The organism is Anaerostipes stercorihominis (assembly GCF_057535655.1).
Genome location: NZ_BAAJCL010000006.1, coordinates 16,469 through 27,972 on the forward strand (window position 1 = coordinate 16,469; position 11,504 = coordinate 27,972).

Annotated in this window: 6 protein-coding genes; all 6 read left to right on the forward strand. The window is 42.4% G+C overall.

The genetic code is table 11. The annotated features are described in order from the left end of the window. Nucleotides 1–39: 39 nt before the first annotated feature. The 6 genes from AC27EF_RS07500 (at nt 40) to AC27EF_RS07525 (ending at nt 11,478) form a co-directional block, all read left to right on the forward strand. Nucleotides 40–342 carry a DUF4315 family protein gene (locus AC27EF_RS07500; protein WP_118758674.1) on the forward strand — a complete coding sequence of 101 codons (303 nt, stop codon included), beginning with the start codon at nt 40–42 and terminating at the stop codon, nt 340–342. Further along, a complete protein-coding gene (locus AC27EF_RS07505; protein ID WP_330671362.1) occupies nt 296–1,726 on the forward strand; it encodes a CD1107 family mobile element protein in 1,431 nt (476 codons plus the stop codon). Before AC27EF_RS07500 ends, AC27EF_RS07505 begins: the two co-directional genes overlap by 47 nt. After that, nucleotides 1,727–3,799: a DNA topoisomerase 3 gene (locus tag AC27EF_RS07510; protein ID WP_487110031.1), complete on the forward strand. Its 2,073-nt coding sequence runs from the start codon at nt 1,727–1,729 to the stop codon at nt 3,797–3,799. Between the two features lie 68 nt (nt 3,800–3,867). Then, nucleotides 3,868–10,161, forward strand: coding sequence for a SpaA isopeptide-forming pilin-related protein (locus AC27EF_RS07515; protein ID WP_487110033.1), 6,294 nt, complete (start codon nt 3,868–3,870; stop codon nt 10,159–10,161). A gap of 81 nt (nt 10,162–10,242) precedes the next feature. After that, nucleotides 10,243–10,383, forward strand: a complete 141-nt coding sequence (locus tag AC27EF_RS07520; protein WP_166460071.1) for a hypothetical protein — start codon at nt 10,243–10,245, stop codon at nt 10,381–10,383. Nucleotides 10,384–10,389: 6 nt separating this feature from the next. Then, nucleotides 10,390–11,478, forward strand: a complete 1,089-nt coding sequence (locus AC27EF_RS07525) for a DUF5688 family protein (RefSeq protein ID WP_257465285.1) — start codon at nt 10,390–10,392, stop codon at nt 11,476–11,478. Nucleotides 11,479–11,504: the final 26 nt, after the last annotated feature.

Genomic DNA, 11,504 nt, shown 5'->3' on the forward strand with positions numbered 1-11,504 from the left:
GAAAAGGGCGGTATAACAGCCGCCCGGAAAGGAGAAGAGATGAAAAATCTTGAAAAAGCAACGGCAGATTATGAGAAAGCCAAGGAAAAAATGGAAGCATCCAAAGCCAGATATGAAGCAGATTTAAAGCGGTTCAAGGCTGCGGAGATTGCAAAAACAGAAGCGGAAAATCTGGAAATTGTAAGAATTATCCGCGCAATGGATATGAGTATTCCGGAATTGGAAGCTTTTAAAAAGAAAATGAAAAATGGGTTGCCCGGCAGGGTAGAAATACAGAAGGAGGAAATAAAAGCCGATGATGAATCTGGAAAAAATGAAACAGAAGAAGAGAACAACTACTAAAAGCAGGGTGAAAAAGAGTCTGCTTGCAGCAACGACATTTCTTTGCCTGACAACACCTTTGCTCCAGACACAGACTGCTTATGCAGCTGAGAATACCACACCTGCAATCACGATTGAGAAACCGGATGGCTGGAAACAGGGCGAAACAAGCATTGCTGTTACGGTAGATGCCAGTCATATGCCGGAAGGTTTCTCAATAGCAAAGATTGAAGCAAAAGCAGGAAAAGATGGAAGCTGGCAGGATGTAACTGGAAGCGGAAGTATCACGATCACAGGAAATCAGATAGTGTACGTGCGTGTGACAGATGGTGATGGAAAGGTGTATGAGCAGAATCGTTCTATTAAGTGTTATGATACGGAAAAGCCGACACTCTCTGCTTCCCTGACAGATGGCATACTGACGATTCAGGGAAATGATACCGTTTCCGGTATTGCTTCTGTGACAGTTAATGGCACCACTTATACAGATCTGAAGGATGGAATGCTGAGAGTGCAACTGACACAGAAAGATTTTACAACAAAACAGATTGAAATCACGGTAACGGATGGTGCCGGAAATACTTCTGAGAAGTATGTACTGCAGAATCCTTATTATGAATGGGCAAAGAAGCAGGCAGAGAAACAGAAAACCTCCAGTGACAGTAATGGCGCAATGGCAACTACGACCAGTGCAGATGCAACTGGGACTGAGAAAACAACGACTTCTCCGCTTCCGCAGGATGCACAAGCTTCTGAGCCGACAGATGCAAAAGGAACTGTGGATGATCGGACAGTGACAGGTATTGAGGAGCAGCTTAATAAAGAAGGAGAGACAGCAGATTCTGTTACCAAAACAGCTACGGAAGGCACAAAAGAGTTTTATACCATTTCAACTAAGAGTGGTAAGATTTTCTATCTGATTATTGACAATTCAAAATCTCAGGATAATGTGTATTTCCTTACCGAAGTCAGCGAGAAAGATCTGATGAACTTCACACTTTCTGATTCGGTGACACTTCCGGAAGTAGATACTGTTTATGCAGAACCAGAGAAACAGGCTGAAGAAGAAAAGCCGGAAACGACAGGGTCAGCTGAGAAAGATAAGGTAGAGGATGACATTCAGATGCCAGAAGATAAAAGTCCAATTGGAACGTATCTTCTGATTGCACTGGTTGCAGTAGGAGCTGTGGCAGGAGGATATTACTTCAAAGTCTATAAACCAAAGCATGAATATGATGACGAGGATGAGATGGAAGAGGATGAAGATGAATCCGAAGATTCAGAGTCAGAAAAACGGGAAGTAGACGATGCAGATGAGCAGGAAGAAAGTACAGAACCGGAAATCTTGCGAGATGAAGATTTCAATGATGATGTACTGGAAGATGAAGAAGAGGAGCATGAGTAAATGAAATTAGTGATTGCGGAAAAACCATCGGTTGCGATGGCACTGGCTTCCGTGATTGGAGCCAGAACAAGAAAAGATGGTTACGTGGAGGGAAACGGTTATATCGTTTCCTGGTGCGTAGGACATCTGGTTGGATTATGTGATGCATCGGAATACGATGAAAAATATAAAAAATGGAAATATGAAGATCTGCCGATTGTGCCGAAACGTTGGAAACACAAGGTTTTGGAGGGCACAAAGAAGCAGTTCGGAATCTTGAAAAAACTGATGAGAGATTCCAAAGTAGATGAAGTGATCTGTGCTACTGATGCAGGACGTGAAGGAGAGTTAATCTTCCGTCTGGTGTATGAGCAGGCAGGATGCAAAAAGCCGATGAAGCGGCTCTGGATCTCTTCCATGGAAGAACAGGCAATTAAAGATGGATTTGCGTCATTAAAAGACGGTTCGTGTTATGACAGTCTCTATCAGTCAGCACTTTGCAGGGCAAAGGCAGACTGGCTGGTGGGAATCAATGCGAGCCGTCTTTTTTCCGTTCTGTATAACCAGAATCTGAAAGTTGGAAGAGTACAGACACCAACACTTGCCATGATCGTGGATCGAAATCAGAAGATCAAGGAATTTACCAAAGAAAAATATTATATGGTTCATATCAAGTTTGACGAGATGGATGCAGTCACAGAGCATTTTCAGAAAAAAGAGGATGCAGATAGAGTGGCTGCGGACTGTATGGAGCGTATGTGCGAAGTGGAAAAGGATGATGTGAAAGAAAAAACGGTTCGTCCTCCGAAGCTCTATGATTTGACCACTCTGCAGAGGGAAGCAAACAGAATGTTTGGTTATACCGCACAGCAGACATTGGATGCCATGCAGGAGATGTATGAGCAGAAGCTGGTCACTTATCCGAGAACAGACAGCCAGTATCTGACAGATGAGATGGGAGAAAGCACTGAAACACTGATTCAGATGTTACTTGGGAAAATGCCTTATGCTGAAGGTCTGGAATATCAACCAGACGTGAGTAAGGTATTAAATTCAAAGAAAGTATCCGATCACCATGCGATTATCCCAACCATGGAAATAGCCAAAGCAGATATTGGTGAACTGAAAGAACGAAACCGCAAGATTTTGTATCTGATCAGTGCCAGGGTACTGACAGCAACTGCAGATCCTTATATTTATGAGAGCCATAAATGCCAGATTACCTGTAATTATCATACGTTTTATTTCACAGCAAAGAAAACAAAGCAGGAAGGATTCAAGGCAATCGAAAATAAATTAAAACAGTTCTTTGGAGTAAAGATTGAGAAAGAAGAGCCGGAGCTGGATATCTGGGCAGGTAAGCATTATGGTCCCTGTGATTCTTTTGTATCGGAGCATTTTACACAGCCACCGAAACAGTACACAGAAGATACCCTGCTTTCTGCAATGGAACGTGCAGGGAATGAAGAGCTGACCGAAGATACGGAAAAGAAAGGACTTGGTACTCCGGCAACAAGGGCAGCAATCATTGAAAAACTGATTCAGTCTGGTTTTGTGAAAAGAGAAAAGAAAAATCTGGTGCCGACAGATGATGGCAATGTACTGATTACGGTTCTGCCGGACGAGATTAAATCTCCGAAGATGACCGCAGAGTGGGAAATGGCATTGAATCACATTGCCCAGAATACAGAGACAGCAGATGAATTCCTAAATGGGATTAAAGAACTGATGCAGGAACTGGTTGCCAGGTATCAGGGTATTTCAGAAGAGAAGAAAAATCAGTTTCAGGGAAAGGCAAAAGGAGAAGTCATTGGCAAATGTCCCCGCTGTGGAGCAGATGTCCGGGAAGGAAAAGTAAACTTTTACTGTTCTGACCGGAACTGTGCTTTTACCTTGTGGAAGAATGATAAATTCCTTGCAAGCCAGGGGAAAAGGATGAATAAGGCGACAGCAAAGAAATTTCTGTCTAGAGGAAAAATCCATTATAAGGATCTGGTATCCAGAAAAACAGGGAGACAGTATGAAGCAACTGTGGAGATGGTTGATCCCGGAGAGGGAAATGTACAGTTCAATCTGATTTTCCCACAACGATAAGTAGTGTATTGCAGGCAGTCTAAGGACTGTCTGTTTTAATACAAATATATGAAAGAGAGGACCTTAGCATGAAGAAAAAAGGTAATTTTAGAAAAGTAGTATCTGGCTTGCTGGCAGGCATGACAATGCTTAGTACAGTGCTATCTCCGATGACTGCATATGCAGCGGAGATCCAGCCAGAGGAGAAACCTCCACTTTATGAGGAAGTGAAAGACCTTCTGGATGAAGATGAGGTGGTGACTGCCAAAGACTATGAAATCGAAACAGGCAGTGTATTTGATGTGAAATCAGATTATACCGGATTGGAAATCAAGGATGATAACAAGGTTAAAGTCACATTTGAGGAAGCAAAGAATGATAAGAATGAGGATTTTACGACAGATCATGCGGACACTTACAAAGCGGTCTATTATGTGGAACCGGTAAATCAGGAGCATCCGAAGTACCAGATCAGCCGAAAACTGATTGTGCGTGAGAAAGAAACAGAAGCGCAGAAAGAGGCGGCGGGGAGTGAAGCAATGACCGAATCCGAAACAACTGGCAGTGAACAGCAGACAGAGGAAGCGGAGGATTCAGAAGCAGACTCGGAGATTACCGATATTGACGCTGATGAATTTGATGATTTCGTAGAGCAGGCACAGAATCAGGATACCTATGATGAAGAATCAGGGTTAGAGCTTCATGATGTTTTGGAACAGGCAGGAGAAGAAGGCGTGGATCTTGATGCTATGGAAGAGGGAGAGATTGCAACATTTGAAGCAGTTTCGGCTTATTCAGCAAGAAGTACACAGCAGGTGACAATTGAAAAAGGACCACTGTATAGATATGCAGATTATAATCTTGGAACGTATCTGACAGAGCCGTACTATATCAGCTACGGAAGCGTCAGAGCAACTGCGTATTGTGTACAGCCAGCAAAACCAGGACCAGGATCTGGAAATTATACAATCACAAAGATCGGGGACAATCAGGCGTTAGCAAAAGTGTGTTATTACGGTACAGATGCCGCAGGGAGCGAAAGCTTTTTTGCGAATAAACACACGGATTTCTCAGAAGGAAAAAGATTCATCATTATTCACATGGCTGCATCGTATGCCAATGGAAGCAGTGATGCATTCTATGGAACAAATGCTACAGGCGAGGCTTTGGCAAAAGAACTTTATAATTATTGTGTGAATAAGCCGGAAATACCAGATGTAGCGATGTCATTTTCAAAGCCGAGTGTAAAGGCTTATGTAGATGGAAATGTTCAGAGAACGGAGAACATTAAGTTCAACGCATCTTCCCAGCAGAAAATTACAATGGACTTACCAAAAGGAGTAAAGCTCCATAATGTATCTACTGGAAATGTAAGTGCGGCAGGTGCAAGCGTAACAATTGGAGGAGGAACCACGTTTTATCTTTCAGCACCTCTGACACAGACAAAAGATGTAAGTGCTACTTTTTCTGCAAAAATGAAGGGAAGTATTACAAAAGATTATTCAGCATATAAACTGACTACGAATGCAAGTGTTCAGGATCTGGCATTTGTGTTTGGAGAAGGTGTTGCTGATGAAAAATATGTAAGCTTAAAGGTGTCCTGGATTGAGCAGGCTACGATCGAAATCGTAAAGAAAGGCGATATAGCGGATGTCAATCTTTCTGGTGCAGTATTTGGTGTTTACAGCGATGAGGCTTGTACAAAGCTGATCACTCAGATGCCGGCAACAGATAAGAATGGAAAATCCTCTGTTACGATCATCAAGACACAGGATACCGTTTATCTGAAAGAGATCACAGCACCACAGGGATATGTAGTAAATGCAACGGTAACAAATGTAAAACTGGCAGCAAGTAAGACTTCATCGGTAACTGTGGAAAATAAGGAACAGCTGGCAGAGCTTACCATCTACAAAGAAGGACAGGTTCTTACCGGAGCAGATGTCAGTGAAAATGGAACGGTATTTCAGTATGAAAACCGCAGACAGAAAAATGCAGTATATAACGTGTATGCCGGAGCGGATATCGTAACTGCTTATGGCACAAAAGTGTACAGCAAAGGTGATCTGGTAAAAGAGAACCTGACTACGGGAGAGAATGGTTCTGTTACACTGAAGAACCTGCATCTTGGAACCTATGTGGTAAAAGAAGCAAAAGCACCAGACAATTTCTATAACGGCAGTGAAGAAAAGTCAGTGACTCTGACCTATGCCGGACAGAATAAAGAAGTTGTATTTGCAGATGTGACTTTTAACAACGAGAGACAGAAAGCAGCTGTTTCCGTAGTAAAACAGGATAAAGACACCAAGAAACCACTGAATGGCGGTATTTTTGCTCTGTATGCATCCGATGATATTAGAAATGCAGACGGAACCGTTGTTGTGAAAAAAGGAACATTGATTGAGAAAGCAACTACTGGCGCAGATGGAACTGCAAAATTCACAGCAGATCTTCCGATTGGATATTCCTATTTTGTAAAAGAAGATCAGGCACCGGAAGGCTATGTAAGAAATACAGAAGATGTGTATACGTTCAAGTTTTCTTACACCAATGATAAAGAAGCAACCGTATCATTTGCTCATATCTTCAGCAATGACCGTGTGACAGCAAAGATCAATTTATTCAAAGTTGATAAAGAAACAGGAAAAGCAGTACCACAGGGAGATGCCACACTGAAAGGTGCAGTTTATGGTCTGTATGCCCGTGAAGATATTGTGCATCCGGACGGAGCAACCGGAACTATTTATAAAGCAGGAGAACAGGTAGCTTCTCTTACAACAGATGACAAAGGACAGGCTTCTGTAAATGGCTTGTATCTTGGCAAATATTATATCAAAGAGATCACACCTCCGACCGGATACCTGGCAGACACAGAAGAGCATGATCTTACGTGCAGTTATGAAGGAGATATGACAGCAGAAGTAAAAAGAGAGTGCACTTCCAGTGAGCAGGTCATCAAGCAGCCATTCCAGATCATTAAAGCAGCCAACAATGGAAAGACAGATGCAGATCTGTTATCCGGAGCTGGATTTACAGTTTATCTGAAATCTTCCCTTACAAAAAAAGCAGATGGAAGTTATGATTTTGATTCTGCAAAACCAGTAGTGAGTGGAGAAAATGGAGCAACTGAGATTTTCACAGATGAAAAAGGGTATGCCTGCAGTATTCCATTACCATTTGGAAGCTATATCGTGCGTGAGACAACAACACCGCACAACTACAAGCCAGTCGATGAATTTGAAGTGAATATCACAGAGCATCATCCAAATGAGCCACAGATCTGGCGAGTGCTTCTGGATGAAGAGTTTAAGGCAAAACTGAAAATCGTGAAAAAAGACGATGAAACAAAGAAATCCGTCCTGATTGCAGGAACAGAATTTAAAGTGTACGACTTGGACAACAAGAAGTATGTGGAACAGGTAACAACTTACCCAGTGACAACAACCCACAAGTCCTATTTTACGGACAGCCAGGGATATCTGATCATGCCGAAGAATCTGAAGATCGGACATTACCGGATTGAGGAAGTTAATGCACCGGAAGGGTACACAATCAATAAGAACTATGTAGAGATTGCGGTGGATGCAAACACAGCATACCAGATGGATTCTGAGAGCGGAGATGCCATTATTACGGTAGATTACGAGAACCATCCGGTAAAAGGAAAGCTGACGATCTATAAAAAAGGTGAAATGCTGACCGGATTCAAGAAGGATTTTGTTTATGAAGAAAGATACCTGAAGGGTGCGGAATTTAATGTCTATGCAGCTGAAAATATCTATACACCGGATTATCAGAAAGATGAAAACGGAAACAGACAGCTGATCTATGCAAAAGATGCACTGGTAATAACAGTAACGACCGGGGAAGACGGAAAAGCAGTTGCAGAGAATCTGCCGCTTGGTTCTTACTATGTGGTAGAAAAGACTGCACCGGAAGGATTCGTCCTGAACCATGACAGATCAGATGTCACATTTGTCTATGCCAGTCAGGATACACCTGTGATCGAACAGGAAGTGACTGTTGGCGATGACCGCCAGAAAGTTGCAATCCAGGTAGAAAAACAGGATGCAGAAAATGGTGCAACCGTAGCAGGAGCTGTCTTTGGTATCTATAACAAAGCGGATATCAAGGCAGATGGAAAAGTAATCGTGAAAGCAGACACACTCTTACAGGAAATGACTTCTGATAACGATGGACTTGCAGCATGTACGCTGGATCTGCCACCTGGACAGTATTATGTGAAAGAGTTAAAGGCACCGGCGGGATTTGTATCCTCTGATGAAGTTCTGAATCTGGATGCTTCTTACCAGGGACAGGATGTGAAGACAGTAAAACTGAAAACTGTGAAAAAGAACCAGCCGACAACAGTAGAAATCACGAAATCTGATGTAACAACAGGTGTGGAGCTGGATGGGGCAAAACTCACCGTTCTTGATAAAGAAGGAAATGTTGTGGATCAGTGGACGTCTGTAAAAGATCAGCAACATGTGATCAAACGCCTGACAGTTGGAGAGGAATACACTCTTCGTGAGGAAATGGCACCTTATGGATATCTGAAGGCAACGGATGTGAAGTTCACTCTGGAAGATACCGCCGAGATTCAGAAAGTAGAGATGAAAGATGAAGTACCGACAGGACTTCTGATCATCAACAAAAATGGAGAGTTTTTGGATAAAGTGACACTTTTGGATCATGTAAAAGGTACCGTGGAGCATCTTTTTGAGTATGTAACCGGAAGCCTTACAGATGTGACGTTCGATGTATTTGCTGCGGAAGATATTAAAGCGGCAGATGGTGTCAGTGAAGATTATTTCAAAACCGATGAAAAAGTGGGAACCATTACCACAGATTCCAATGGTATTGCACAGATGGGAGCTCTCCCGGCTGGAAAATACTATGTGAAGGAAGTAAAAACAGCCCATGGTTATGTGCTGGACGGAGCACCGAGATATGTTGACCTTTCCTACCGTGATCAGGACACACCAGTTATCACTTATGATGAGAAATGGCAGAATGCCCGTCAGAAAGTAAAGGTTACGGTTCTGAAGAAAGAAAAAGATACAGACCGTGTCCTTGCAGGTGGTGTCTTCGGCCTTTATACCAGTGAAGATATCAAAAATGCAAAGGGCGAGGTACTCCTTGAGAAAGACAGTTTGATCGAGCAACGAGTAACGGATGAAAAAGGACAGATCACTTTTACGGCAGATCTTCCGGTAGACGGAAAATACTATGTGAAAGAGATCTTTGCGCCGGACGGATTTGTTACAACAGAAGAAGTACAGGAATTTACCTTTGAATATGCCGGAGAAGACCAGGCAGAAGTAAGCTACGACTTTACTTTTGAAAATCAGCCGACCACAGTAGAGCTGACCAAAACAGACCTGACAACAGGTAAAGAACTTCCTGGTGCACACCTGAAAGTGACGGATTCAGATGGCAATACAGTGGATGAATGGACTTCTACGGAAGAATCCCATGTGATCAAAGAACTGGTTGTTGGTAAGGAATACACTATGACAGAGACAAAACCGGCAGATGGATATGTCACTGCAGAAAGTATTACCTTTACAGTAGAGAATACGGCCGAGATTCAGAAAGTAGAGATGAAAGATGATGTGACAAAAGTACAGATCAGTAAGACGGATATCACAGGAGAAACAGAGATTCCGGGTGCGAAACTGACAATTCTCGATAAGGATGATCAGGTAGTAGAGAGCTGGACTTCCACAGAGGAAGCACACTATATCGAAAAACTGCCAATCGGTAAATACACCTTACGTGAAGAGCAGGCACCGAAAGGATATCTTCTGACATCTGATGTGACATTTGAGGTGAAGGATACCGGAGAAATTCAGAAAGTAGCTATGGAAGATGATACTGCCAAGGGAAAAGTGATTCTCAATAAGGCAGATAAATCGTCAGGAGAACCGCTGAAAGGGGTAGAATTTGAACTCCGTGACAGCAAAGGAAAGGTTCTGGAAACCTTAAAGACAGACGCTGCCGGTCATGCAGAAAGTAAGCTGTATGAGATTGCCACATTTAAGAACGGCAAATATGATACAGCAATCAAGTATTATCTGGTGGAAACAAAAACACTGGATGGATACACACTGGATCAGACCAAGCATGAAGTGACATTTGCTTATGTGAATGACAGTACACCAGTCGTGGAAGTTACTTTCAATCTGACAAATGAGAAACCGGTAGTTCCAGAAACACCGAACACACCGGATACACCACAGTCCCATGAAGAGACAAAGGTATCAAATGCACCAAAAACAGGTGACAGCACGAATATCTGGCTGCCGATTCTGCTTCTGGTAATCTCCACAGGAGGTATGGCAGGACTTTATATCTGCAGAAAAAGGAAAAGCAAATAAGGAAACCAACGGTTATGATTGGGAGCTTCTATGTGAGGCTCCCTTTTTCATACAAAAAATCACAGAAAGGAACAGAAAACTATGATGAAAGCAATGGAAAAAAGACAGGAAGCACGAAAAAACCAGGAGAAAACTTTAAAGAGAATGATGGCTTATCAGAAGAAAGCCGAGCAGATGATCAGCAGAAAAAGAATGAACCATCACATGATCAGAAAGGGGTAAAAGCGTATGATGAACAGAAAAGAATTTTATGAATATGTCAAAGACAATGTAAAGGAGTATCTGCCAGAGTCTTACAGGGACGCAGAAATTAAACTTCAGGAAGTAGAAAAAAACAATGGACTGAAGCTTACTGGCATTACAATTCCAAATGGGAATCAGAGAATCGTACCGACAGTCTATCTGGATTCCCTCTACCAGGAATATATCAATGGGAAAGATGTAGATTCTTGTGTTGGGGATGTAGCTGATATGCGTATTGAAGCACAGGGTAAAGCAGAATTTTGTGATATGGGAGTTCCGGATATTCTGGATTATGAAAAGATGAAGGACAAATTACAGGTAAGAATTTGTGACAAAGAATGGAATACCGATCGTCTGGCAGATAAAGTAGTCACAGAACACGGAGATTTTGCAGCTTATTATGCAGTAAATCTGGAGGAAAATGGAGAAGGAATCAGCAGTATTCCCGTAACAATCTCTCTGATGAATGAATGGGGAGTATCTGTTGAACAGATTCAGGCAGATGCGATGATGGCAGATAGGAACAGAGGCGTGCAACTGGTGGATATGACACAGATTGTCGAATCCATGATTTTTGGAGGAACACCGAAGAATCTTTTGAATGAAAAACTGGATATGGAAACTGTGGAGAATCCAATGTTCTGCCTTACCAATGAATCTAAGATGAATGGAGCTTCCCTGTTACTGCAGGAAGATATTCGAAAACAGATTGGGGAATGCCTGGGAAGTGATTACTTTGTCATCCCATCTTCCGTTCATGAAGTGCTGATTCTCCCGGATAACGGTATTTTTCAGGTTCCAGAATTAAATGCGATTGTACAGGAAGTCAATGAGACACAAGTGGAAAGACAGGAACAGCTTTCTGATAAGGTTCAGTTCTGTGACAAAAAGACAGCAGTAATGGAAAATGCTGAGCGCAGGGAAGCACGTTTGGAAAAGGAAAAAGTAGCCGAAAAAGCGGAAGTAAAAGGTGGAATTCATGGAAGATTGGAGAAAGCTAAGGCAGAAATCAAGGCAAAAGAGGTAGACAAAGTGCCAAAAAATAAGTCAAAAGATCTTGCCGCAGCATTATAAAGAGAAACAACGATGATTTTAAGGGG